Raw genomic sequence first — 25,317 nt, forward strand, 5'->3', positions numbered from 1 at the left:
TCATGGCGAAGGAACGCGGGGAGAAGATCGTCGCGACGAACCGTCGCGCACGGCACGACTACCTCATCGAGGACACGTACGAAGCGGGCATGGTCCTGTCCGGCACCGAGGTGAAGTCCCTGCGGATGGGGCGCGCGTCCCTGGTCGACGGGTACGCCTACATCGACGGTGGCGAAGCGTGGATCGACGCCGTGCACATCCCGGAGTACACCGAGGGCACCTGGAACAACCACTCGCCGCGGCGGAAGCGCAAGCTGCTCCTGCACAAGCAGCAGATCGTGAAGATCTCGCACAAGACGGCCCAGGGCGGCTACACCCTCGTGCCGCTGCAGATCTACTTCCACGACGGTCGGGCCAAGATCGAGATCGCCGTCGCGAAGGGCAAGCGCGAGTTCGACAAGCGCCAGGCCCTGCGCGAGAAGACCGACAAGCGTGAGGCCGAGCGGGCCATGCGCACCCGGAACCGCGTCGGAGAGTAGCGCCGACGCACCTCCTCGGCTAGACTGAGGGACTGCTCCGACAGTGGGCATTGGCAACTCAACAGCGTGACAGCGGCTCGCACGTCCGGCCCGCATGGGGATGATCGGTTTCGACATTGCCTGTGTGCCGACGGGAAGCGGGCCGAGGACCCACGGTTATCTCGTAAACGATCCGTGGAAAACAACAAGTGCCAATTCCAAGCGCACTGACTTCGCTCTCGCTGCGTAAGCAGCCCAGCACATGAAGTCCGTCGGCCAGGTGACCGTCTTCTAACCTGATCCCGACGTCATCCAGAGGACTTGCTGCACGGTTGCGCCTCAGGGCCGTGCGGGACTTGCACTGAGACTGGGCCCGTCGTCCTAGAAGCCGGTAGCAAAGGACGGGGCCGAGCAGAACGAACTATCCGGATACGCCCGTAGAAGACGTCGAATTGCAGCGATGGACGGGGGTTCGATTCCCCCCATCTCCACCATTCGCCGAACGACGAACCGCTGTCACGCTGCGCCACCTGAACGCCCCGGCACCGTCCCCTGGACAGTGCCGGGGCGTTCGCTGTTCCGCCACGTCCGAGGACTACGCTCCGGAGCAGGCGCGCAGAACACGCTCGCGTCGAACCCGAAGGAGAGGTCAGCACGTGGTGCAGGAGATCGCGATCCGTGTCCGTCTGCGGGAGCAGGAACGAGTGGTGCTCAGCGAGTACGAGCGGATCGTGGGCTCCGTCGCCACGGTCGCCGCTCTCGCCGCATGGCTGCCGAACCCCGACACCCGTCTGGTCGTTCGCGGCCGCGGCGCGGAGCCGGTTCGCCTCGAGACCGTCACCTACGGCTCGGTGGTCGAGATGCTCGTCGTGCTCGACCAGCGCTCCGCCGGGGTCGAACGTGCCGCCGCAGCCATCGCCGCGCTCATCGAGTCGGTCCGCCACGAGCACGTCGCCGACGACGTCTCCGGGGTCGCCGGGGAACTCGATCGGCTCGATCGCGCTGCCCCGCGCGGACGCTCCGCCGCGGAACGCGCGCTGCGCACGTTCCTCGAGGGGGCACGGTCGGACGTCCTCGCGCGCAGGACGACCACCCGGGTGCGGACCGCGCAGGCCCTGCTCCGGCTCGCCGAGGCGGACGCGGTGCTGACGGTCGAGCGGGTTGCCGACGCCCTGGCACCGGTGCTCGAGGAGCACGCGGTCGACGTCGAGCTGGACACCGGGTCGGCCGTGGTCGTCGAGCCGATCGACGGGGTGGAGTCGCCGGAGACGGAGACGGAGACGGAGACGGAGACGGAGACCGAGGCCGCGTCCGACGACGCCGACGCCGACGTCTCGCAGGCGGGTCCGGAGGCCGTGTCGACCGTCCTGCCGCTGCCGACGGGTGCGAGCAAGGCCAAGTCGAAGAAGGACGACGACAAGAAGAAGTCCAAGAAGGACGACGGGAAGAAGAAGTCGAAGAAGGACGACGACGGCAAGAAGAAGTCCAAGAAGGACGACGGGAAGAAGAAGTCGAAGAAGGACGACGACGACGCGAAGAAGAAGTCCAAGAAGAAGAAGTAGCTCGCAGCCGCTCCCGCTAGAAGTCGAACAGGTTCGCCCGGATCCCTCCGGCGCCGTACTCCCGTCGCAGGAGCCCACGGCGCCGGAGCACCGGCACCAGATCGCCGAACATCCGGTGGATCTGCGCCGGGTGCAGGTCGCCCGAGAAGATGATCCCGTCGTTGTCGGCGTCGCTGCCGAGCTCCTCGATGAAGTCCGCGAACTCGTCCGCCGTCCCGACGAACCCGGACCGCGATCCGGACCCCGGCGCGATCCGCCCCTGCCGCGCCTTGCGGGTGAGCAGCTCCCGCAGCGGCGCGTCCGGGGTGTCTCCGAGCAGCCCGCGGATCGTGCCGGCCGAGACGTGCTCCCCGAAGGTCCCGGCGGGCACCGGGGCGTCCAGGTCGAGCGCGAGCAGGTCGGTCTCGGAGTCGCTCGACCACGCGATCGCCGCCGCACGCAGCGCGTCGTCGGTGGGATGTTCGGACGCCGCGACGATGCGGTCGGCCTCTTCCGGTGAGGACACGATCACGGGCTTGAGCACGAACAGGATCCGCAGGTCCGCGGTGGACCGCCCTGCGGCCTCGGCTGCCGCGATCACTCGGGCGCGGTAGTCCGTCACCGCGGCGGCGGACAGCGGCGCGAGCGCGAGCTGCACGTCCGAGTGGGTGCCGGCGAACGCGAGCCCTCGGCCCGAGCCACCGGGGGAGACGACCACGGGGTCCGACGCCAGCGGCAAGGCGTTGAGCGGACCGTCGGCGGTGAAGTGGGCGCCCTCGTGGTGGAACGCGTCGAGCGCGTCGCCGTCCGCGAAGTGCCACGAGTCCGGTGCGCCGACGTACGCGTCGCCCCACGAGTGCCAGAGCCGGCGGAGCAGCGTGATCCACTCCTCAGCGCGGTCGTACGCCTGGTCGTGCGGCAGCGGCGGCAGGCCGGCGTGGCGTGCGCTGCCGACGTCGGTGACGACGTTGATGCCCAGCCGGTCCGAGGACAGGTGCGCCAGGGTCGCGAACTGCCGTGCCGCCAGGTACGGCGGGGTGATGCCGGCGTTGACGGTCGGCGCGATGCCGATGTGCGAGGTGGCGGCGAACAGGTACGGGGCGAGCAGCAGCGGGTCGTGCTTCGGGCCGCCGTACGCCTGCCGGATGCGCAGGTCGAGGGTCGCGGGGGAGCCGAGCGAGACGGCGTCCTCGGCGATGACCAGGTCCATGCCGGCCTGCTCGAGCGTCCGGACGGACTGCTGGTACAGGTCCGGCTTCGTCCAGTCGTGGCCCCAGTCCCAGTCGGACCGGCCCCAGGCCTGCGGGCCGAAGCCGCGCGAGAAGAAGTACCCGAAGTGCTGCAGCTCGGCCATTCAGCGCCCCTGCCGGTCGAGGGCCGGCCCACCGACTGCCGTGCGCTGCGCGTCGGACGCTCCACGTGCCTCCAGGCCGGCGGCGGCGTCTGCGGACCGCACCGCGACGAGCCCGCGTTCCAGGTCGCGGAGCAGGTCCGCGACGTCCTCGATGCCGACCGACAGCCGGATCAGGCCGTCGTCGATGCCCTGCTCGGCTCGCTCTTCCGGCGTGCGGCCGGCATGCGTGGTGGTGGCCGGGTGCAGGATCAGCGAGCGGACGTCGCCCAGGTGGGTCATCCGGCTGAACAGCTGCACGGCGTCGATGAACGCCCGCGCGGCGGCTTCGCCACCGGCGAGCGTGAAGGCGAAGACGGACCCGGCCCCGCGGGGCAGGTAGCGCTGGGCGAGGTCGTGGAACGGACTGGAGGCCAGGCCCGCGTGGTCGACGCTCGTCACCTCCGGCTGCTGGTCCAGCCAGGACGCGACGGCCAGCGCGTTCGCGCAGTGGCGTTCCACCCGCAGTGACAGCGTCTCGATGCCCTGGCGGAGCAGGAACGCGTTGAACGGCGACGGCGCCGGGCCGATGCGTGCGGCGACGACGTCGCGGGCGAACACGGCGAAGGCCCGGTTGCTGTACCGCTCGACGTAGCTCTCGCCGCCGAGGGAGCGTTCGGGGCTGGTCAGGTGGGTCCAGCGCTCGGGGGCGGCGGACCAGTCGAAGCGGCCGCCGTCGACGACCACGCCGCCGAGTCCGGCGCCGTGCCCGGAGAGGAACTTCGACGCCGAGTGCACGACGATGTCCGCACCGTGCTCGACCGGGCGCACCAGGTACGGCGTTGCGAGGGTGTTGTCGACGATCAGCGGGACGCCGGCGCGGTGTGCGGTCTCGGCGACGCCGGTGATGTCGAGGACGTCGTTCTTCGGGTTCGGGATCGTCTCGGCGAAGAACGCCTTCGTGTTCGGTCGGACCGCGGCGGCCCAGGCGTCGAGGTCGCGGGCATCGGTGACGAAGTCGACCTCGATGCCGAGCCGGCCGAGGTTCTGCAGCAGCAGCCCGCGCGTGCCCTCGTAGATGCTCCGGGCGCTGACGACGTGGTCGCCGGCCTGCAGCAGGCCGAGGAACGCCACGGTCGCCGCCGCCTGACCGCTGCCGACCAGGATCGCCTGGACACCGCGTTCGAGCAGCGCCACGCGACGCTCGACGTCGGCGTTCGTGGGGTTGCCGAGACGCGTGTAGGTGTAGCCGTCGTCGGTGTCGGCGAAGCGGTCGCGGGCCTGGTCGAAGTCGTCGAACAGGAACCCGGAGGACATGTGGATCGCGGGGACCCGGGCGCCGTGCCCGGTGTCGGGCACGAAGCCGCCGTGTACCTGCTCGGTCGCGAAGCCGTGGTCGTCGGTCGCCATGGGACACCTCCGGGGGTCGTCTGGCGGTAGCCTCGCAGCCGCTCGGCGCGGACAGGCGATTGCGGCCCCCGGTTACGCGCGCGCAGCCTCAGACGAGCGCGCGGACCCCGGTGACGACGGTGTCCCAGACCTGGAGCAGCGGCTCGCGCGCCAGCCACACCGCGACGGCGTTCACGGCGACGAACAGCACGAACCACAGGGACGCCGGCACCCGCATCTCGGCCGCGGCGATGTGGAAGTCGGTCTGCACCCGGGCGCCGGTGACCAGCCAGCGGCCGACCTGCACCACCGAGCGCAGGCCGTCGACGACGAAGAACGCCCCGACGGCGGCGACCACCAGGACGGTGGCCTCGGACGGGCGGACAGCCACCCACAGGGCGAGCGCGTCGAAGCCGAGCACGACGAGCAGGCCGAACCAGTTCCGGACGAACGCCAGCGCGACGAGCCCGATGACCGCGAGCACCACCACGGGCAGCCAGCGGGAGCCGTGCAGCACCCCCGTCACCAGGAGCACGCCCGCCCACAGGGGTGCGCTGTACCCGGCGTACAGGTTCAGGATCCGGACGAGCCACCGGATGCCGCCGGGCACCCGGCCGAGCTGGACCCAGGCCTCGCCGGACCCGTCCGGGTGCAGCTCGATCCGCTGGATCCGCCCGCCGAACGGCACGACGACGATCGCGTGCCCGACCTCGTGCGCGATGGTCGCGGCGATGCGGGCCACGCGGCCGACGAACGGCCCGAACGGCAGGACGGCGCCGACGAGGAGCGCGACGAAGACGAGGGGCGGGGCTGCGGTGGTCAAGTGACCAGCATCGCAGCCCCGCCCAGGAAGACCCTGCGGGATCGGCGTCAGGAGAGCCCGGGCGTCGTCAGCACCACCGTGACCAGGACCACGGTGCCGGCGATCGCCAGGGCGGTGAGGACGGCGAGGAAGACCGTCAGGCGGTTCACGCGTCGGCGCCCGGCTATTCGACCGTCACCGACTTCGCGAGGTTCCGGGGTTTGTCGACGTCGCACCCGAGCTGCAGGGCCAGTTCCCGCGCGAGCATCTGCAGTGGCACGACGGCCTCGAGCGGACCCCACGGCGCGGTCATCGCACCCCAGGCCAGGTCGCCGGTGCCACGGCGGCCGAGCGCGGGGATGTCCGCCGACTCGCCGCCGATCGTGATGACGAAGCCACCGCGTGCCCGGACCTCGGCGATCGCCGACTGGATCTTCGGCTCACCGTGGTCGATGACGACCACCGGGGTGCCGTCGTCCACCAGCGCGAGCGGCCCGTGCTTGAGTTCGCCGGCGGGGTAGGCCTCGGCCCAGCGGTAGCTGAGCTCCTTGAGCTTCAGGGCGCCCTCGGCGGCGTACGGCAGTCCGGCACCGCGGCCGAGGAACAGGAAGCCGGTCGCCTCCTTGACGCTCGACACCAGCAGCGGCATCCGCTCGGCGGACACCCGCGCGGCGTGCTCGATCCGGGCCGGCAGGTCGAGCAGCTCGTCGACGAGCACCTGCGCGCGCGACGGTTCGATGCGGCCGGAGGCGACCATCGCGGAGATCATCGCCGCGACCCCGACGACGACCTGCGCCGTGAACGTCTTCGTGGCGGCGACCCCGATCTCCGGGCCAGCGTGGCAGTCGAGCACGGCGTCGGCCCGTCGAGCGAGCGAGGAGTGCATGTTGTTCGTCAGCGCGAGCACCGGGTGGCGGTCCTCGAACCGGTCCAGGGCGCGGAGCACGTCCGCGGTCTCACCGGACTGGCTGATCGCGACGACCAGGGTTCCCGGACCGAGCACGGCCTGGTCGGCCTCGCTCGCGACGACGATGTCGGTCGGCACCCCACCGATCCCGCGCAGTGCGGTCGCGATCACCTGGCCCGCGTTCAGCGACGTGCCGCAGGCGACGATCGCCAGCCGGTGGAAGCCGGCCAGGCCGAGGCCCACCCACATGCTGCCGTCGGCGGTGCGGCGGGTCACCCGGTCCAGGATCGTCGCGACGACGTCGGCCTGCTCGTCGATCTCCTTCGCCATGTGGTCGGTGTGGTCGCCGAGGTCGAGTGCTGCGGCGGCGAACGGGGACGGCGTGGGGAACGGCACGGGCACCGTGATGCCGTCGGACGACCACGTCCATGCCTCACCGAGCTCGACGACGTCGCCGTCGCGCAGCGCCACGAACGTCTCGCACCACTCGGCGATCGCGCCGATGTCGCTTGCCACGAAGTCACCACGGCCGGAGCGTGCGACGACGAGGGGCGAACGGTCCGCCGCCACGACCATGCGGCCGTCCCGGGCGTCCAGGACCACGATCGCCCACGAGCCCTCGAGCTGCGCCGTCGCGATCTGCACCGCGAGCATCAGGTCCGGGTCGACCGCCAGCGCCCGCTCGACCAGGTGCGTGATGACCTCGGAGTCGACGTCGGACCGGAAGCGGTGGCCCTGCGCCTCGAGCGTCTGGCGCAGCCGGTCCGCGTTCTCGACGATGCCGTTGTGCACGATCGAGATCCGGCCGGTGCAGTCGGCGTGCGGGTGCGCGTTCGCCTCGCGCACGGCACCGTGCGTCGCCCAGCGGGTGTGGCCGATGCCGACGCCGGTGAGCGCGTCACCGGAGCGTGCCGCGACGAGGGTGCGCAGGTCGCCGACGCGGGAGACTGAGCGGATCGTCTCGGTGCGTCCGACGGCCGTCCGGACGGCGATGCCGGCGGAGTCGTACCCGCGGTACTCGAGTCGTTCGAGTCCGTCGAGCAGGTAGGGGGTCGCGTCGTCAGACACGCGGGCCGCGATGATGCCGCACATCGGCTGTCCCTTCGGGGGAACGAGGGTGGGTGGAACGGGGAGGTGGAAGTGGTGCGGCACCGACCGCCGTCGGGTCTGCCGCGCGTCCGGGGCCTCCCGGCCCGGGAACCGACGCCCGTCCTCGGATCAGGCGAGGACGGACGTCGGTGTCGTTGGGCCGAGGGGTTCGGGTACCGGACGGGGTACCGCGGGCTGGCCCCCGGGGGAGGGGCACGGCGGTCGGTGCAGGAGAAGCCTCACCCGCCGCCGACCACACGGCAACACCCGTCGGACGCTCTTGCGGTTCCCCGCGTGCGGGGGCACACCGCGCTGCGGTCGCGTGCGGACTCCCGCAATCGCCGTCGCACCAAGCGAGGGACGACGGACGGGAGGCCCGGTACCAGCTGGTACCGGGCCTCCCCTCCGTCCTGTGGTGCGTCTCCTACGTGAGGAGCGCGACCAGGTGCGATCGCGACCGCGCGCCGACCTTGCGGTAGATCTGCGTGAGCCGCAGCTCCACCGTGCGCTGCGACATGAACAGCGATGACGCGATCTCGCGGTTGCGGTAGCCCTCGGTGACCTTCTGCACCACCGCGCGCTCCTCGGCGGTCAGCGACGTGAGCACCGCCGATGCGTCGGGGGCGCTGCGCGGCGTCCCGGGGAACGCCGGCGAGAGCACCGGTGCGGACCGGATCGACGACGAGCCCGTGCCGAACTGCGGCATCGCCGCAGCCGGCGCCGGCGTCACGAGCGGTCGACGCAGGCCGGCCGCCTCGTACGCCGCCGCGGCCGCCGCGCCGAGACGCGGCCGTTCCGCCGGGTTGCCGACGGCGGCCAGCGCCGCGAACGTGCGAGCCCGCTCGTACTGCGAGTCGTGCGGCTGGAACAGCTCCAGCGCACGGCGACGGGCCGGCTCGCGGGTGGTGTCGTCGGCGACGAGCGCGAGGCTCCGCGCCAGCACCAGGGCGCCCCAGCGCCCGGGCCGGGCGTGGTGGTCCGCCGCCAGGCGGGCCGTGATCGTCCGGGCATCGTCAATCCGTCCGAGCCGCACGTACGCCTCGACCAGGTCGCCGAGGTGCCGGAGCACCGCGGGGTTCCGGAGCGACCGACCGATGGCGTCGGCGGCCTCGAGCGCGGTGGCGGCCTCGTCGAGGCGGCCGTCGAGCAGCAGGACCTTGCCGCGGAGTGCGTGCAGCTTCGCCGTCGCACCCCAGAGCCGACTCGTCGAACGGTGCTCGAGGCACCGGTCCACGACGTCGAGCGCCTCGGCGGAACGGCCCTCGGCGAAGTGCCGCCACGCGACGGCGATCGCCCGGGAGGGCTCACGCAACCGCTCGGCGACGGACGAACCGGACTCCCACACGTCGATCGCGCGGAGCGCCTGCCGGAAGTTGCCGGAGCGCACCTCGTTCTCGGACGTCAGGTAGCGCGCCGCCTCGGTCCACACCGCCGCGGTCTCCGGCCCCCGGGCGAGCACGAGTGCGAACACCCGTCGCGCGCTCCGGTAGCGCTCGCTGATGCTGAGCGCGTGGGCGAGGAGCAGCAGGGCCGGGTCGGACATCGCCACGAGCTCCGACGTCGCGAGCCCGTCGTGCAGCTCGGTGTCGGGCGGCAGCACGCCGTCCACGGCGGCGATGAGCTCCCGCGCGGTCGTCGTGATCTCGAGGGTGTGCGCGGACGCCGACCCCTCGAGCGGTTCGATCCGGTGCAGCAGGTCCTTCGCCTGGTCGAGCTCCCACGCCTCGGCACGGAAGCACGCCACCATGGCCATCAGCCCGGCGACGGCGTCCACCTCGGCCGGGTCGGTCGCGTCGACGGGGACGAGCAGCTCGTCCGCGTGCACGGCGTCACCGCTGAGGTACTCGGCCGAGTACTGCAGGCGGAGCCGGCGGACCTCGTTCGGCGTCGTCCGGAACGGACGGAGCGCCGCGAGGTACCGCGCGGCGAAGCCGAGCAGGCGCTTGCCGAGCATGGCCTCCGCGACCCCGAGGAGCGCGACGTGCTCGTCCTCGGTCCCGCCACCGATGTGCAGGGCACGCTCGGTCAGCGCGATCGCGGCGTGCACGTTGCCGTCCACGACGTACGACCGTGCGGCCTGGAGCAGCGCGACCACGTCGGGGACGTCGTCGACGAAGCTCCGGTGCCACGCGGCCGACCGCGGGTCGCTCTCCGCGCTCGCCGTGGCCAGCTCGGCGTGTGCCGCACGACGGTCACGGGCGGGCACCCGCCAGTAGAGCGCGGAACGCACGAGCGGGTGCCGGACGGTGACGCTCTGCCCACGGACGGTCGCGAGGCCGGCCCCGACCAGGTCGTCCAGCTCGTCCCGGTCCCACGCCGTGGTCTTCGCGACGGGCACCAGGGCGAGCTTCGCGAGGACGTCCAGATCGCGTCCCGCGGCGGGCCCGAGTGCGAGTGCCGCGATGGCCTCGGTCGTCGGAGTGGGTCGGAGCGGGAGCACGATCGGCTCCGCGCCGGTGAGCTGCTCCCGGGTGAGCACCGCGAGCTGTTCGCGGAGCGCGCCGGGGTTGCCACCGGTCTCCTCGGCGAGGACGGCGAGGACGCCGTCGTTCGCCTCGGCCGGTGCCATGGCCCGGGCGAGGACCAGGGCCTCGTCCGAGGGCAGTGGTTCGATGCGCAGGGTCGGCAGGGCCGCGAGCGGCCCGTCCGACGGCACCGAGCGGACCGTCGCCACGACACGCAGGGCGGTGCCCGCGAGTCGTCCGGCGAGGAACGCGATGAGTTCCTGGCTCTCCGAGTCCATCCGGTCGAGGTCGTCGATGAGGACGAGCGTCGGCGGAAGGGTCAGGGCGTGCACGGCGTCGAGGAAGTCGTGCGCCGCCGCCAGCCCGGCCGTCACGGCGGCCGCGGTCCCGCCGGCCTGCAGCAGGTGGGCGATGTGTGCGGTCGCTCGAGGGTCGTCGAGCGCGGTGAACAGGGAGGTCACCCCGGCCAGTGGCCAGCGGGATTCACTCCCGTTGACACCGACCCGGACGACGGGGAGGGAAACGCGGTTCGAGACCGCGTCGAGGACGCTGCTGCGTCCGGAACCAGGGTCGCCGACCACGACCATCGCGGACTCCCGTGGGAGCACTGCGAGGGTCGCGATCCGGTCGACCTCGAGACGTCGACCGGTGAGTGCCATGACTCACCGGCCTCCGGGTCCGGAGGCGGATGCTGCGAGGAGGGCGTCGGCGAACACAGGGGTCGCTGCGACGGGGCGCACGGAGGCGGACCGAACTGCTGCACGGCGGGTGACCGTGGCGGAGTGCGGACGAGCGGCGGCGACTGAGCGCGCGCCGGAACTGTCGTGGATTGGATGCGGTCGACGAGTGTGGGTGCACTCGGTTCCGCTCGGGAACGATGATGTCATCGTCTGTATCACCCCTCGGGTTAGGGTCTTCGGACGAACACGACCGGTCTGTTCCGCCGTCCGGATCTAGGGAATCCGAGAGCGTCACGTGACCTGCCGTCTGGAGCACGATAACTCAGGTACCGGCCCGCCGAGCGGACTCCGGCTCGCAGATGTCCAGAACGGTGCCCCCAGTACGGGGGGCCACGAGGGGGGTGTGGCACCCGCCCTCTGCACCCCGGTCCGGGTCCGCCTGACGGAACCGGGGTACAGCTCTGTCCGGACCTCGTTCGTCCTCGCAGGTGTAGCCAGGACGGGATGTCCAACGCTGAACCGACCGACGCCCGCCTCGATGACCGCACCCGGTGGCGCGCCTTCGCCGTGTGCGTGGCGGTCGCAGCCCTGACGATCCTCGACCTGTCCAAGGTGAACGTCGGGCTGCCCTCGATCGAGCAGTCCCTCGGGGCCACCAGCTCGTCGCTCCAGCTCATCGTGGCGGGGTACGCGCTGGCGTTCGGCCTCGCCCTGGTGCCCGCGGGTCGGCTCGGGGACCTGAAGAGCCGGCGCGTCATGTTCATCGTGGGGCTCAGTGCGTTCACCGGATCGAGCCTGCTGTGCGCCGTGGCACCGAACATCGAGGTCCTGATCGTCACCCGGATCCTGCAGGGATTCGCCGCCGGGATCCAGATGCCCCAGGTCATCGGACTGGTGCAGCAGCTGTTCCGCGGACCGGAGCGGGGCCGCGCGTTCGGGCTGTTCGGGGCGATGATCGGCATCTCCACCGCCCTCGGGCCGACCATCGGCGGTGGCCTCATCGCGATCGGCGGCGAGGAGTCCGGCTGGCGGCTGCTGTTCTGGATGAACGTGCCCCTCGGGACCGCCGCACTGCTCTTCGCCGTCCGCCTGCTGCCGAAGGGTGCCCAGGGGAAGGCGCAGGACCGTGAACTGGACGTCGTCGGCATCCTGCTGCTCGGCGCGGCGATCATCACCCTGATGCTGCCGTTCGTGCTCACCAGCGGAGGGGGTGGTTCCGCGACCCGCTGGTTCTGGCTGGTCGGCTTCGCGGTGTTCCTCGTGCTGTTCGTGCTCTGGGAGCAGCGGTTCAAGCGGCAGGGCAAGTCGCCCGTGGTGCACTTCGAACTGTTCCGGCTGTCGTCGTACCGCAACGGGCTGTCGATCGTGGCCGTCTACTTCGCGGCGCTGCCGGCGTCGTTCCTCATGGTCACGCTGTACCTGCAGGAGGGCCTCGGGCTCTCGCCCCTGTTCGCCGGCATGGTGAGCATCCCCTTCGCCGCGACGAGTGCCGTCGGCTCGTACATCGGCGGACGGATCGTCGACCGGGTCGGGCGGGCGCTGGTCGTCGCCGGGCTCGGGATGGTCGTCGTCGGCTTCCTGCTGCTCATGGTCGCCGCCGTCGCCACCCCGCCGGAGGTCACCCCGTGGGCGATGGCGGGCGCGTTCCTGGTGGGCGGACTCGGTGGCGGGTTCGTGGTGTCGCCGAACCAGACCCTGACCCTGGCCGAGATCCCCGTCGAGCAGTCCGGGGTGGCGGGGTCGATGCAGCAGCTCGGGCAGCGTGTCGGCACCGCGATCGGCACCGCCGTCGCCACGAGCATCTTCTACGGGATCGTGCGGAGCGAGGCGGCGGGCTCGGGTTCCGGTGGCTCCGGCGCTCGTCTCGACGCGTACCACGACGCGTTCCGCAGCGGCACGACGTTCACGGTGTCGCTGATGGCGCTCGCACTGGTGCTGGCCGGCGCGGACCTGGTGGCGCGTCGGCGGGCGGCGCGGCGGTCGGACGGTGACGCCGAGCACCCTGGCACGGCTGCGGGGTCCGCGGAGCGCACCGAGGCGTCCGGATCCGCCGAGCGGGGCTGACCTGCCCGCCGACCGTGCCTAGGAGTCGCGGCGGATGACCTCGACGACGGCGTCGTGCACCAGGCCGTTCGATGCGAGCGCGCTGCCGTGCCACGGCCCGGGATCGCCGTCGAGCGAGGTGAAGCGGCCACCGGCCTCTTCGACGATGGGGACGAGGGCTGCGATGTCCCACGGCTTCAGGTCCGGTTCGCCGGCGACGTCGAGGACGCCCTCGGCCACCATCATGTACGACCACATGTCGCCGTAGGCCCGGGTGCGCCAGACCCGGCGCGACAGGTCGACGAGCGACTCGAGGCGGTCGTCGTCGTCCCACTGCTGGATGCTGTTGTAGCTCAGGCTCACGTCGGCGAGCTCGGACACCCCGGAGACCCGGAGCGGCCCGTCCAGCGAGAACGCGCCGGAACCCTCGGCCGCCCACCAGCGCTTGCCGAGGGCGGGAGCGCTGACGACGCCGAGCACCGGACGGCCGTCGACCGCGAGCGCGATGAGGGTCGCCCACACCGGCACGCCGCGCAGGTAGTTGGCGGTGCCGTCGATCGGGTCGACCACCCACTGGCGGTGTCCTTCGCTGACGGCCTCGGCCCCGGTGTCCGCCGTCGTCTCCTCGCCGAGGAACGCGTCGTCCGGTCGCTCGGCGGCGAGCCGCTCGCGCAGGGCCCGTTCGACGGCCTGGTCGGCGTCGGTGACGTGCGTGCTGTCGGCCTTCTTCGTCACGTGCAGGTCGGCGGCACGGAAGCGCTCGAGGCTGATCGCGTCGGCGGTGTCGGCGAGGGAGCGGGCGAAGTCCAGGTCGGCGCTGAGGTCCACGTCGCCCAACCTACCGTCGCTACGCGGCGACGACCTCTTCTTCCTCGAGCCGGGTGACCTCGCGCTCCCGGGCGATGCGGGTCCGGCGGGCGACGAGCCCGTGCACGACGACGCAGAGCAGGAGCGCGGCGGCCAGCCAGAGGGCGAGCACGAGCGACGACCGGCCGAGCGACGCGTCCGGGAAGTACTGCAGGTCCTGAGCGGCCTGCAGCCACGCGGCACCGCTCCAGAAGGTGTGCAAGGCGGCGAAGAACCCGGGCTGGAACGCCGGCTGGAAGATCCCGCCGGACGACGTGAAGTTCAGCATCACGAAGAGCATCGTGAGGATCGGGGTGGTCCACCGTCCGAGCACGGGGTGCAGCCCGACGCCGAGTGCGACGATGATCGAGTCGTAGAGCCAGGCGAACAGGAACACCTGCCAGTGGTGGGTGGTGATGACGCCGTAGATCGGTCCGGCGACGATCACGCCGATGCCGGCGACGACCCCCGCTGTGGCGAGCCCGATGACCGCGGTCCACACCGCACGGAGCTTCGTCGCAACCGAGGCCACGGCGATCGCGGACGCGTACCCGCCGACGCTCAGGGCCACGAGCAGGAAGAACAGCCCTTGGCCAGTGGTGTCCTGGTCGCCCGTGGGCACGACGTCGACGACCCGGAACGGCACGTGCTGGTCGTAGGCGATCGGCAGGAACACCTTCTGTGCGGCGCTCGCGGTGGTCTCCGACGCGGCGGTCGAGACGTAGAGCGTGGCACCCGTCGCCGTCGGCGCGTACACCGCGGCGAGGTCGCGATCGCGCACCTGCTGCTCGGCAGCCTTCGTCGAGGCGACGACGTGGGCGACGAGGGCGCCGTCGGACTGGTCGGTCACGGTCTGAGCGAACACCTGGGTGGCCGCGCCCTGGCCGACGATGCCGACCGGCAGTTCCTGCGGGGCCGGGGCGTGGAAGGCACCGAGGTAGGCCAGGCCCATGCCGGCGGCCAGGAACAGCGGCACGAGGATGTGCGAGGCGAACGTCCGCAGCACACGACCGAGGCCGGCGGGTCGCAAGACGCTGTCGGACCGCTGCGGCTTCGGGGCTCGTGGGGACTTGTGGGTGGGGGAGTGGTGCGCGTGCGACGTCGTCGTCGTGCTCGGGGACGGGGCGTCGACAGCGGGGGTCGGCGCAAAGTTGTACTTTGCAACTTCAGACACGACCGCAACTGTACAACCCCGCTGCGTGCTTGTCGACGCCGGCCCGGTGCCGAGGCACTGTCCGGTGCGAGGTTGCCCACTCCGTGCGAGGCGCGCGAGCCCGCACGGAGTGCACGACCTCGCACCGTTCAGGCGCCCCTCGCACGGTGCGAGGTCTGCACCGTGCGAGGGGCGCGGGAACCGGAGTGGTCACGACTCACCGCGCGCCGGCGCTCGAGCGGTCACGAACTGTCGGGTGCCGCCGCTCCAGCCGACAGTTCGTGGCCACTCGACGCACACACCGCGGGGTGTCGTGACCAGCCGCCGACCAGCCGCCGACAACCGCCGACGAGCGCCGACAACCACCCGGCCAGCACCGCCGGCGCGCTACTCGGAACCGGGGTCGGACGCGCCCATGCCGGTCAGCAGCGCCCGGAACGAGTCGAGCCGCTCGACGCCGGTCGGCCCGAGCTCCCCGTCCTGCACCCGGTCGACGATCTCCCAGTCGTGCGCCTGCGCCAACGGGATGCCGTCCCGCGCGGGCCGCACCGGCACGGCGTGCGACGCGAACGCCCGGAAGACGTTCGCGGGGTCGACGTGCCCCAGGCCGAACGACCGCACACCAGGCGTGTCGATGATCCACCCGCCGTCACGGACCTGCAGCGCGATCGACGACGACGACGTGTGCCGCCCCCGCCCGGTCACGGAGTTCACGACCCCGATCGCCCGCGTCGAGCCGGTCAGGGCGTTCACCAGCGTCGACTTGCCCACGCCGGAGTGCCCGACGGTCACGGTCACCTTGTCGTCCAGGAGCTCGTGCAGCGCCTCGAACGGGACGTCGTCCGATCGGCTCGTCACGATCCGCAGATCCAGGCACGCGAAGTGCGCCAGGAACGCAGCCGGGTCGGCGAGGTCGGTCTTCGTGATGCAGAGGATCGGGTCGAGGCCGGCGTCGAACGCGGCCACCAGGTACCGGTCGATCAGGCGGGTGCGCGGCTCGGGGTCGGCGGCGGCCACCACGATGAGCATCTGGTCGGCGTTCGCCACGATGACGCGCTCGACCTCGTCGGAGTCGTCGGCACTCCGTCGCAGCAGTGTGGTGCGCTCGGCGACCTTCACGATGCGCGCGAGCGAGCCCGGGTCGCCCGAGACGTCCCCGACGAGCGACACGTGGTCGCCCGTGACGACGGACTTCTTGCCGAGCTCGCGGGCCTTCGTCGCGGTGATGACGTGGTCGTCGATCAGCACGCCGAACCGCCCGCGGTCGACGTTCGTCACCCACCCGACCGGGGCGTCGTCGTACGTCGGACGGGTCTTCGTGCGCGGTCGGTTGCCCTTCGGGTTCGGACGCACCCGCACGCTCGACTCGTCGTACTGCCCGTACGGCTCGTCGGCGTCGGCGTCGTCACCGTCGACGTCGTCCCACCAGCTCATGCGTCAGTCCCCACTCACCGGTGCAGCGGTCACCGAGGACGCCACGAGCGCGGCCCACAGCTCCGGGAACTGCGGCAGCGTCTTCGCGGTCGACCCGATGTCGTCGACGGCGACGCCGTCGACGACGAGGCCCACGATCGCCCCCGCGGTCGCCATCCGGTGGTCGTCGTACGCGCCCCAGGCGCTGCCGTGGAGCGGCGCCGGCTCTATGCGCAGGCCGTCGTCGAGTTCGTGCACCGCGCCTCCAGACCGGTTGAGGTCCGCCGCCAGCGCGGCCAGGCGGTCCGTCTCGTGCCCCCGCAGGTGACCGATCCCGGTGATCTCGCTCGGGCCGTCCGCCAGCGCGGCCAGCGCGACGAGCGCCGGGGCGAGTTCGCCGCCGCGGCTCAGGTCGAGTTCGAGACCCGGCAAGGAGGCCCCACCCCGGATCCCGACGCCGCCGTCGACGACCAGGTCGTCACCGTCACGGGCCACGCTCGCCCCCCACAGGGGCAGGAGCGTCTCGAGGTCGGCGCCGACCTGCGTCGTCTCGGTCGGCCAGGTGCGGATGCGGACCGTGCCGCCGGCGACGAGCGCGGCGACCGCGAACGGCGCCGCATTGGACAGGTCGGGCTCGATCGTGACGTCACGCGCGCCGATCGGGCCGGGGTGCACGACCCACTCGCCGACCGACGGCTCGTCGACGCGGACGCCGCGGGCACGGAGCGCCGCGACGGTCATCTCGATGTGCGGCATGCTCGGCAGGCGCTCGCCGACGTGGGTGAGGTGCAGGCCCTCGTCGAAGCGGGGGGCCGACAGCAGCAGGCCGGAGACGAACTGCGAGGACGCCGAGGCGTCGATGGTCAGGGCGCCACCGCGGACCGAGCCGGTGCCGGTGAACGAGAACGGCATCGAACCGCCGCCGTCGTCCGTGACGTCGACACCGAGGTCCACGAGTCCCTGCACGATGGCGTGCATCGGCCGCTTGCGGGCGTAGGGGTCGCCGTCGACCGTGACGGGACCGACGGCCAGGGCGGCGAGCGGCGGCAGGAAGCGCATCACGGTGCCGGCCAGCCCACAGTCCAGGCGGACGTCGCCGTGCATCGGGGCGGGCGTGATCCGGAGGTCCGGGCCGTAGGGGTTCGGGGCGGTGCCGGCCGCCGGCTCGAGCTCCTCGATGCCGACGCCGAGCGCACGGAGGCCCGCGATCATCAGCGCCGAGTCACGGGAGTGCAGCGGGAGCCGGATCGTCGAGGGGCCGTCCGCGAGGGCCGCGAGCACGAGCTCCCGGTTCGTCAGCGACTTCGACCCGGGCAGCGCGACGTCACCGCGCAGCGGACCCCCTGCGACCGGGGCGATCCAGGGGTCGGCGGGCTGGGCCCCGCTGTGGGAATGCGTCGTGTCTGCCATCGGTTCACCAGGGTACTGAACGCACCGGGAGGATCAGTGGCGACAGCAACACTCGCACGAGAGCGGACCGGCACGGCGACCGTGCTGACCGCGGTGCCGACGACGCTCGGCACGCTCGGCCTAGACTTGGCGGCGATGACGACCGACGAACCGCAGGCAGCTCCGCACCACCTGGTCGACGAGACCGAGGTGCAGCTCGACGCCGTCGAAGAGGAGCACGAAGCCCTCGACGACGCCGCAGACGAGCCGGTGGACGCGAAGACCGTCTCCGAGGCGGAGCTGCGGTCCCTGTTCGAGGACCAGGCGCTGCCCTTCATGGACCAGCTCTACGGTGCGGCCATGCGGATGACCCGCAACCCGGCCGACGCGTCGGACCTGGTGCAGGAGACGTTCGTCAAGGCCTTCGCCGCGTTCCGCCAGTTCAAGCAGGGCACGAACCTGAAGGCCTGGCTGTACCGGATCCTCACGAACACGTTCATCAACACGTACCGCAAGAACCAGCGGAACCCGTACCAGGGCACCATCGACGAGCTCGAGGACTGGCAGCTCGGCGGCGCGGAGAGCGTCACCCAGTCGATCTCCGCCCGGTCCGCCGAGGCCGACGCGATCGACCACCTGCCGTCCTCCGCCGTGAAGGACGCCCTGCAGGCCATCCCGGAGGACTTCCGGATGGCCGTGTACTTCGCCGATGTCGAAGGCTTCTCGTACCAGGAGATCGCCGACATCATGAAGACCCCCGTGGGGACGGTCATGAGCCGCCTCCACCGTGGCCGCCGGCTCCTCCGTGGGCTCCTGGCGGACCACGCCCGTGAGACCGGCATCGTCCCGGACGCAGCGTCGACGGCGACGATGCGTGGACGGGGACGAGGCGCGGCACAGACGACGAAGGCAACCGCGGCCACGGGTCGCACCGGACGGAAGGACGCACGATGAGCGGCTGCGACTGCTCGAAGGCGAAGGCCGAGCTCGAGGAGTTCCTGCACGACGAGCTCCGCCACGAGGACGCCGCGGACATCCGCGAGCACATGGACGGCTGCGAGGACTGCCAGACCGAGCACCGCGTCGGCGTCGTGCTCATGGAGACCGTCCGTCGCGCCTGCAAGGAGACCGCTCCCGACCAGCTGCGCAGCGAGATCCTCGCGCGCATCCGGGTGGAGCAGGCGACGCACTGACGCCGCGCCGGGCTGGGCTTCGCTGGGCTGGGCTTCGCTGGGCTGCGACCTGGCACGGTCTGGTGTCAGCGCCCGGCCTGGAACGCCTGCGCGACCTCAGCTGCGTCGAGGACGCTGTCGTGCACCCGGACGGTGTCCACGTCACCGGTGAAGGCGTAACCCGCTGCACCGGGCCAACCGGACAGCGTCTGCCGCCCGGCCCGCCAGTGTCCGGGGTACTGCCGCAGCGTGACGGCGTCGGATCGACTGCCCTGCAGTGAACCGTCGACCCAGAGCGTCATCGACCGTGCCTCGAAGGTGGCCACCACGTGGTGCCAGGCGCCGTCGTTCACGGGCGCGGCGGACCCGATGGTGAACTTGAACTGCGAACCGGAGCCCTCGACCCCGAAGCGCAGGACTCCGTCGGCGCCGATGTACAGGTGCCGGTCGCGGTAGGTCGATGCCGCTGATCGGTCCGAGCCGAAGCCGAAGACCCGACCACCGTCGGTGTCGTCGGTCCGGAACCAGGTCTCGATCGTGAAGGTGTTCGGCGCGTCGACCGCGGTGTCCGTGACCGCCCACCCTTCGGCGCCGTCCTCGGTCCAGAACGTCGCGTAGGGGTTCGTCGCGCAGTCCGCGTCGACCCGGGCGGCAGCGGCGGGCGTGAAGGCGCCGTCGGCCCCGGACCCGCTCGAGTCGACGACCTGCGGACCGTTCTTCTCGGCGAAGTCCCACGCCAGTGACGTGCCGGGTGCCGGCTGGTGGAAGCACCCGAAGCCGCCGGTGCCGAGGGCCGAGGCGGTCCCGGTCGAGCCGCTGAACCCGGCGCCCGCGCCCGCGCCAGCGCCGGCTCCAGCGAGCAGGGTGAGGGTGATGGCCGCTGCCGTGAACACCGCGACCGGCGCGGTGGTCGACGTCGGGGTGGTGACGGTCGCGGTCCGGGGCTCCGCGACCACGGGCGAGTGGAGATCGCGTCGAGGCGTGCCGCAGGTGCGGCAGGGGCGACCGGCGACGACGTCCCGATCAGCACGCCCGGCGACGACGAGCACGGCCGTGACGACGCCGGCCAGCAGCAGGGCGGTCCAGTCGCCCCCGCGGATCCAGACGCCCGGCAGCCCGATCCACGGGAACCGCAGCACCCCGACTCCGAGGACCGCCGCGGGTTCGACGGCCGTGCGGTCGGCCGTCGGGTTCGCGTCCCCGCGCAGACGCAGGCCCCCGTCCGGTTCGATGCGCTCGAGCCGGTGCAGACGGAGTCGATCCCGGTGGTCGGGGTCCTCGACGAGCAGCACCCGTCCGGCCTCGAGGTCGTCCGGGTCGACGGGCATCGCGGCGACGACGTCCCCGGTGCGGATCCCGGGGGCCATCGAGTCGGAGACGACCGTCGTGACGTGCCACCCGAACGCCGCGGGGAGCGACGCCCACAGTGCGAGCAGCAGCACCGACCAGAGGACCGTCCGTGCCGAGACCGCGAGGAGCAGCCGGGGCAGGTCGCCGACGCAGCGGACGTGACGGCGGGTGGCGACGTTCGGCATCGGCTGCTCCTCGGGTCGGGCGGGACGGGCGGGTCGGACGGTTCTGGTGGGACGGATCGGGACGGGGATCAGTCGGTCTGCGCTTCCCACACGAACGTGGTGCCGGCCTCGGACGACTGCACGGTGTTCGGCGCGCCCTCGCTCAGGTCGTAGCTGAACCGGTAGGTCGTGCTCGCCGTGCCCGTCGTGGGCTTCCATGCGTCGACGCCGGTGCCGAAGGACTCGGACGCCATGAGGTCGGCGAGCGTCCCGTCGTGCACGGTCGTCCCCGTGAAGGTGCTGCAGTCGCCCGCGGTGCCGAGGCTGCCGCGCTCGACCGTCAGCCCGAGGTGCTCGGCGAGGGAGTCGGCGTCGGTCGCGTCTGCGGCGTAGAGCTTCACGGTCGAGGCGTTGGTGGTGTTCGCCGTCACCGTGATGCAGTTCGAGCCGGCGGACCCCGGAACCAGGTCGTCGACGTCGAACATCGCGACGCCCTGGTCGTCGTCGGTGAGGGAGACGGCACCGGTGCGCCAGCTGTTCGCGGCGTTGTCGGTGCTGCTCGAGAAGGCGGCGTACGAGGCGGTTGCGATGAGGGCACCGCTCGCGACGACGGCGAGCGGGAAGGCGATCCAGGCGGCCGTGCGGCCGTGGCGGGAGGTGATGTGCATGGCTGTCCTGTCGGTCGGTTCACCCGGCGGGTGATATGACAGCAGAGTATATGAATATCAGTTGTTATGGAACCCCGTCGCAACACGACCGACGGCCCGGGTAGGTTGGCCGACATGACCCTCTCCGTCGAGTCGACCACCACCTGGTCCGACACGGACGTCGCCGACGTCGCCGCCCTCGTCCGCCTGCTCGGTCACGACGTCGACGATGCGTCGATGCGCGCCCGCCTCGACCGGCTCACCCCCGAAGCCGGGCACCGCACGTGGGTGGTCCGCGGTGACGACGGCCGGGTCGTCGCCGTCGCCGGCGCCCAGGTCACGTGGGCGTACGCCAGCGACGAGCCGACGGCGCAGCTGCTGCTGCTGGTCGTCGACGACACGGCCAGGAGGCTCGGCACCGGTTCGGCGCTCATCGGCACGTTCGAAGCATGGGCGGTCGAGCAGGGCGCCCGTCGCCTCAGCGCCGTCAGTGCGGCCGCGACGGACAGCGCGCACCGGTTCTACCAGAAGCGCGGCTACCACGACGCCGGGGTGCGGTACACGAAGATCGCGTAGCGCCACCTTCCTGGCGAACGTCGAAGCGCCCCGTGCAGGAGTCCCTCGGACTCCCGCACGGGGCGCTTCCCGTGACTAGGCCGACGCGCTCAGCGCCGTGTCGATGACGTCGGCGGCCTCCTGCGCGGAGCGCTTCGAGGACCCCGTGGCCGGTGCGGCACTCGCCGAGCGGGCCGCGACGGACAACGGGCGACCGCCCAGGTGCGGCGACAGGTTCATGCAGACGAACGGCCAGGCGCCCTGGTTCTCCGGCTCCTCCTGTGCCCACACGACGTCGGCGTCCGGGTAGCCCGCCAGGACCTCGAGGATGCGGTCGAGGGGGAGCGGGGCGAGCTGCTCGAGGCGGACGAGTGCGACGTCGGTGACGCCGCGCTTGTCGACCTCGGCACGCAGGTCGTGGTGCACCTTGCCGGAGTGCAGCACCACGCGACGCACGGCGCTCTTGTCGGTGATCCGCGCGTCGTCCAGCACGGGCTCGAACGTTCCGGTCGTGAAGTCCTCGACCGCGCTCGTCGCCTGGCGGAGCCGGAGCATCGCCTTCGGGGAGAACACGACGAGCGGCTTCTGCGGACGGGCCCAGGCCTGCCGGCGGAGCAGATGGAAGTACGACGCCGGGGTCGACGGGCGCGCGACGATCATGTTGTCCTCGGCGCACAGCTGCAGGTAGCGCTCGATGCGTGCCGACGAGTGGTCCGGCCCCTGACCCTCGTACCCGTGCGGCAGCAGCAGGACGAGGCCGGAGCGCTGCCCCCACTTCTGCTCAGCGGACGAGATGAACTCGTCGATGACGATCTGGGCGCCGTTCGCGAAGTCGCCGAACTGCGCCTCCCAGAGCACGAGGGACTCGGGACGCTCCACCGAGTAGCCGTACTCGAAGGCCATCGCCGCGTACTCGCTCAGCAACGAGTCGTACACGTAGAACCGGGCCTGGTCCTCGGTGAGGTTCGACAGCGGCAGCCATTCCTGGCCGTTCACCCGGTCGTGGAACACCGACTGGCGCTGGACGAACGTGCCGCGTCGGGCGTCCTGTCCGGCGAGGCGGACGGGCTTGCCCTCGACCAGGATCGAGCCGATCGCCATGAGCTCGGCCATCGCCCAGTCGATGCCGCCGTTGCGCGTCATCTCGGTGCGCTTGGTCAGCAGCTGCTGCAGCTTCGGGTGGATGGAGAACCCGGCGGGCGGGTTGCTGTGCGCGTCGCCGATCGCCCGGACGAGTTCTTCGGAGACGGCGGTCTCGTGCACCTCGACCTCGGAGTCGTCGCGCTGTGCGGCCGGGCGTTCGAGCCCCTGCACCGCACCGTCGTCGTCGACCTCGATGACCGGGATGGTGCCGGTCTGTGCCTCGTGCGTCTCGGCGAAGGCGCGTTCCAGGCGGTCCTGGAAGTCGCGGTGCGCCTCGTCGTACTCCTCTTGCGTGATGTCACCACGGCCGACGAGGGCCTCGGTGTACAGCGTGCGGACGGAGCGCTTCGCCTCGATGAGGTTGTACATCAGCGGCTGCGTCATCGAGGGGTCGTCGCCCTCGTTGTGCCCACGGCGGCGGTAGCAGATCAGGTCGATCACGACGTCGCGGTGGAACTCCTCGCGGTACGCGAAGGCGAGTTCGGCGACGCGGGCGACGGCCTCGGGGTCGTCGCCGTTCACGTGGAAGATCGGTGCCTGGATCGTCTTCGCGACGTCGGTGGAGTACACGGAGCTGCGGGCCGACTCGGGAGGGGTGGTGAACCCGACCTGGTTGTTGATGACGAGGTGGACCGTGCCGCCGGTGCGGTACCCGCGGAGCTGCGACATCTGCAGCGTCTCGACGACCACGCCCTGGCCGGCCATCGCCGCGTCGCCGTGCACGAGCACGGGGAGCACGCCGAAGCTACCGGGTGCCTCGCGGTCCTGCTTGGCGCGGACGATGCCCTCGAGCACGCCGTCGACGGCTTCGAGGTGGGACGGGTTCGCGGCGATCGTCACCGGGATGCTCGAGCCGTCGGACGTGCGGAACACGCCCTCGGTGCCGACGTGGTACTTCACGTCGCCGGAGCCCTGACCGGACACCGTGCCCGGCAGCGAGGACCCCTCGAACTCACGGAAGATCTGCCCGTAGGTCTTGCCGGCGATGTTCGTCAGCACGTTCAGGCGGCCACGGTGGGCCATGCCGATCGCGACCTCGGCCAGTCCGGCTCCGGCGGCGTGCTGGATCAGGGTGTCGAGGAAGGCGATGGTGGACTCGCCGCCCTCGAGCGAGAAGCGCTTCTGGCCGACGTACTTGGTCTGCAGGAAGGTCTCGAACGCCTCGGCTTCGTTGAGCTTGCCGAGGACGCGGAGCTGCTCGTCCTTCGAGGGCTTCGAGTACGGCACCTCGATGCGCTCCTGCACCCAGCGACGCTGTTCCGGGTCCTGGATGTGCATGTACTCGATGCCGACCGTGCGGCAGTAGGCGTCGCGCAGGATCCCGAGGACGTCGCGGAGCGGAGCCGAGGTGGTGCCGGCGAGCCCACCGGTGACGAACTCGCGGTCGAGGTCCCAGAAGGTCAGCCCGTGGCTCTCGATCTCGAGGTCGGGGTGCGTGCGCTGGCGGTACTCGAGCGGGTCGATGTCGGCCATCAGGTGCCCACGGACGCGGAAGCTGTTGATGAGCTCCTGCACGCGCGCGGTCTTGTTCACCCGGTGCGCCAGGTCGACGTTGATGTCGTTCGCCCACTGGATCGGCTTGTAGGGGATCCGGAGCGCGGCGAAGATGCCGTCGTAGAAGCCGTGCTCGCCGATCAGGCGCTCGTGCACGTGCTTGAGGTACTCACCCGAACCGGCGCCCTGGATGACTCGGTGGTCGTAGGTGCTCGTCAGGGTGATGGTCTTGCCGATGCCGAGCTCGACCAGGGTCTTCGACGCCGAGCCCTGGAACTGCGCCGGGTACTCGAGGGCGCCGGCGCCGATGATCGAGCCCTGCCCCTTCGTCAGACGCGGGACCGAGTGCACGGTGCCGATGCCGCCCGGGTTGGTGAGCGAGATCGTCGTGCCCTGGAAGTCCGCCGGGGTGAGCTTGTTGTCACGGGCACGCTTGACGAGGTCTTCGTAAGCGGAGAGGAACTGCCCGAACGTCAGGGTCTCCGCGCGCTTGATGCTCGGCACCAGGAGCGAGCGGGTGCCGTCCTTCTTCGGGACGTCGATCGCGATGCCGAGGTTCACGTGCGCCGGGGCGACGACGAACGGCTTGCCGTCGCGCTCCTCGTAGTAGACGTTCTGGCTCGGGAAGTCCTTGAGCGCCTGCACCATCGCCCACCCGATCAGGTGCGTGAAGGAGATCTTGCCGCCGCGGGCGCGTCGCAGGTGGTTGTTGATGACGATCCGGTTGTCGATCATCAGCTTCGCCGGGATCGTCCGGACGCTCGTGGCGGTCGGGACGGCCAGCGAGGCGTCCATGTTCGACGCCAGCGTCTTCGCCATGCCCCGGAGCGGGGTCGCCACGTCCTCGTGGGTCTCCTCGTGGTCATCGGCGGCGTCGTTCGCCTCGGCCGGGATCGGCTGCGGCGCCGGCTGACGCGAGGTGGTCTTCGCCTGGATCGGGCCCGACTTCGCCTCGCCCGGGGTGTCCCCGGTGGCCGGCTGCTGCGGCGACGACTGCTGCTGCTGCGTCGGCGCCTGCTGCGCAGTCGCTGCCTGCTGCCCAGCCGCCGTCTGCTGCGCGGGGGACCCCGTCGGAGCCGGAGCGTCACCGACCTGCGTGCGGTGGTAGCTCTCGAGGACCGGCCACCAGGACTTGTCGACCGACTCCTTGTCCGCGACGAACTGCTCGTAGAGCTCGTCGACGAGCCACTCGTTCGCCCCGAATTCGCCCGCGGTCTCGTCCGTTCCGGTCAGATGGCTCGACACAGCCGATCGCCCACTCTCCGTCGATAGATGCTCGTGTGTGTC

The 25,317-nt window shown here is 71.5% G+C and carries 18 protein-coding genes and 1 other RNA gene; 7 read left to right on the top strand and 12 right to left on the bottom strand.

Annotation, left to right across the window (positions count from 1 at the left end):
• Window positions 1-2 precede the first annotated feature (2 nt).
• The 3 genes from smpB to DEJ12_RS04355 all read left to right on the top strand — a co-directional run bounded on the left by smpB (window position 3) and on the right by DEJ12_RS04355 (window position 2,020).
• The gene (gene smpB / locus DEJ12_RS04345; RefSeq protein WP_027465851.1) at window positions 3-479 is read left to right on the top strand and encodes an SsrA-binding protein SmpB; all 477 of its coding nucleotides are present in this window, start codon (window positions 3-5) and stop codon (window positions 477-479) included.
• Between the two features lie 96 nt (window positions 480-575).
• Window positions 576-952: a transfer-messenger RNA gene (gene ssrA, locus DEJ12_RS04350) on the top strand.
• A 162-nt stretch (window positions 953-1,114) separates the two neighbouring features.
• Window positions 1,115-2,020 (top strand): hypothetical protein, encoded by a 906-nt coding sequence (locus DEJ12_RS04355; RefSeq protein ID WP_111029176.1) that lies wholly within the window; start codon window positions 1,115-1,117, stop codon window positions 2,018-2,020.
• 16 nt (window positions 2,021-2,036) lie between these two features.
• Here DEJ12_RS04355 and DEJ12_RS04360 read toward each other — a convergent pair whose 3' ends face one another.
• The 5 genes from DEJ12_RS04360 to DEJ12_RS04380 all read right to left on the bottom strand — a co-directional run bounded on the left by DEJ12_RS04360 (window position 2,037) and on the right by DEJ12_RS04380 (window position 10,640).
• The gene (locus DEJ12_RS04360) at window positions 2,037-3,353 is read right to left on the bottom strand and encodes an LLM class flavin-dependent oxidoreductase (protein WP_111029177.1); all 1,317 of its coding nucleotides are present in this window, start codon (window positions 3,351-3,353) and stop codon (window positions 2,037-2,039) included.
• Window positions 3,354-4,739, bottom strand: a complete 1,386-nt coding sequence (locus DEJ12_RS04365) for an O-acetylhomoserine aminocarboxypropyltransferase/cysteine synthase family protein (protein ID WP_111029178.1) — start codon at window positions 4,737-4,739, stop codon at window positions 3,354-3,356. It abuts the gene before it with no gap.
• A gap of 88 nt (window positions 4,740-4,827) precedes the next feature.
• On the bottom strand, window positions 4,828-5,541 hold the full coding sequence (locus tag DEJ12_RS04370) for a M50 family metallopeptidase (RefSeq protein ID WP_181433019.1): 714 nt from the start codon (window positions 5,539-5,541) through the stop codon (window positions 4,828-4,830).
• Between the two features lie 163 nt (window positions 5,542-5,704).
• Entirely contained in the window at window positions 5,705-7,519 is a 1,815-nt protein-coding gene (gene glmS / locus DEJ12_RS04375; RefSeq protein ID WP_111029180.1) for a glutamine--fructose-6-phosphate transaminase (isomerizing), read from the bottom strand.
• Window positions 7,520-7,940: 421 nt separating this feature from the next.
• Window positions 7,941-10,640: a LuxR family transcriptional regulator gene (locus DEJ12_RS04380; protein ID WP_111029181.1), complete on the bottom strand. Its 2,700-nt coding sequence runs from the start codon at window positions 10,638-10,640 to the stop codon at window positions 7,941-7,943.
• A 525-nt stretch (window positions 10,641-11,165) separates the two neighbouring features.
• Between DEJ12_RS04380 and DEJ12_RS04385 the strand changes: the two genes are divergently transcribed.
• Window positions 11,166-12,725 (top strand): MFS transporter, encoded by a 1,560-nt coding sequence (locus DEJ12_RS04385; RefSeq protein WP_258370477.1) that lies wholly within the window; start codon window positions 11,166-11,168, stop codon window positions 12,723-12,725.
• 18 nt (window positions 12,726-12,743) lie between these two features.
• On the opposite strand, the gene DEJ12_RS04390 is transcribed toward DEJ12_RS04385, so the two are convergent.
• From DEJ12_RS04390 to aroA, 4 genes are all read right to left on the bottom strand, one after another.
• Window positions 12,744-13,532, bottom strand: coding sequence for an inositol monophosphatase family protein (locus tag DEJ12_RS04390; protein WP_111029182.1), 789 nt, complete (start codon window positions 13,530-13,532; stop codon window positions 12,744-12,746).
• Window positions 13,533-13,551: 19 nt separating this feature from the next.
• Window positions 13,552-14,724, bottom strand: coding sequence for a hypothetical protein (locus tag DEJ12_RS04395; protein ID WP_146243490.1), 1,173 nt, complete (start codon window positions 14,722-14,724; stop codon window positions 13,552-13,554).
• A gap of 366 nt (window positions 14,725-15,090) precedes the next feature.
• Window positions 15,091-16,137: a ribosome small subunit-dependent GTPase A gene (rsgA, locus tag DEJ12_RS04400; RefSeq protein ID WP_111029184.1), complete on the bottom strand. Its 1,047-nt coding sequence runs from the start codon at window positions 16,135-16,137 to the stop codon at window positions 15,091-15,093.
• Window positions 16,138-16,140: 3 nt separating this feature from the next.
• Window positions 16,141-17,526: a 3-phosphoshikimate 1-carboxyvinyltransferase gene (gene aroA, locus DEJ12_RS04405; RefSeq protein WP_111029185.1), complete on the bottom strand. Its 1,386-nt coding sequence runs from the start codon at window positions 17,524-17,526 to the stop codon at window positions 16,141-16,143.
• Window positions 17,527-17,607: 81 nt separating this feature from the next.
• Between aroA and DEJ12_RS04410 the strand changes: the two genes are divergently transcribed.
• Window positions 17,608-18,459 (top strand): sigma-70 family RNA polymerase sigma factor, encoded by an 852-nt coding sequence (locus DEJ12_RS04410; protein WP_111024012.1) that lies wholly within the window; start codon window positions 17,608-17,610, stop codon window positions 18,457-18,459.
• The gene (locus tag DEJ12_RS04415) at window positions 18,456-18,698 is read left to right on the top strand and encodes a zf-HC2 domain-containing protein (protein WP_027465838.1); all 243 of its coding nucleotides are present in this window, start codon (window positions 18,456-18,458) and stop codon (window positions 18,696-18,698) included. The genes DEJ12_RS04410 and DEJ12_RS04415 overlap by 4 nt, the downstream gene beginning before the upstream one ends.
• A gap of 65 nt (window positions 18,699-18,763) precedes the next feature.
• Here the strand turns inward: DEJ12_RS04415 and DEJ12_RS04420 are convergent, their stop codons facing one another.
• Entirely contained in the window at window positions 18,764-20,212 is a 1,449-nt protein-coding gene (locus DEJ12_RS04420) for a LamG-like jellyroll fold domain-containing protein (protein WP_111029186.1), read from the bottom strand.
• A 68-nt stretch (window positions 20,213-20,280) separates the two neighbouring features.
• On the bottom strand, window positions 20,281-20,859 hold the full coding sequence (locus tag DEJ12_RS04425) for a hypothetical protein (protein WP_111029187.1): 579 nt from the start codon (window positions 20,857-20,859) through the stop codon (window positions 20,281-20,283).
• Between the two features lie 114 nt (window positions 20,860-20,973).
• Here DEJ12_RS04425 and DEJ12_RS04430 point away from each other — a divergent pair, with 114 nt between their 5' ends.
• Window positions 20,974-21,414, top strand: coding sequence for a GNAT family N-acetyltransferase (locus DEJ12_RS04430; protein ID WP_027465835.1), 441 nt, complete (start codon window positions 20,974-20,976; stop codon window positions 21,412-21,414).
• 75 nt (window positions 21,415-21,489) lie between these two features.
• Here DEJ12_RS04430 and DEJ12_RS04435 read toward each other — a convergent pair whose 3' ends face one another.
• A complete protein-coding gene (locus tag DEJ12_RS04435) occupies window positions 21,490-25,275 on the bottom strand; it encodes a multifunctional oxoglutarate decarboxylase/oxoglutarate dehydrogenase thiamine pyrophosphate-binding subunit/dihydrolipoyllysine-residue succinyltransferase subunit (protein ID WP_181433018.1) in 3,786 nt (1,261 codons plus the stop codon).
• Window positions 25,276-25,317 lie beyond the last annotated feature (42 nt).

This window comes from Curtobacterium sp. MCLR17_059 (assembly GCF_003234665.1).
GTDB lineage: Bacteria > Actinomycetota > Actinomycetes > Actinomycetales > Microbacteriaceae > Curtobacterium > Curtobacterium flaccumfaciens.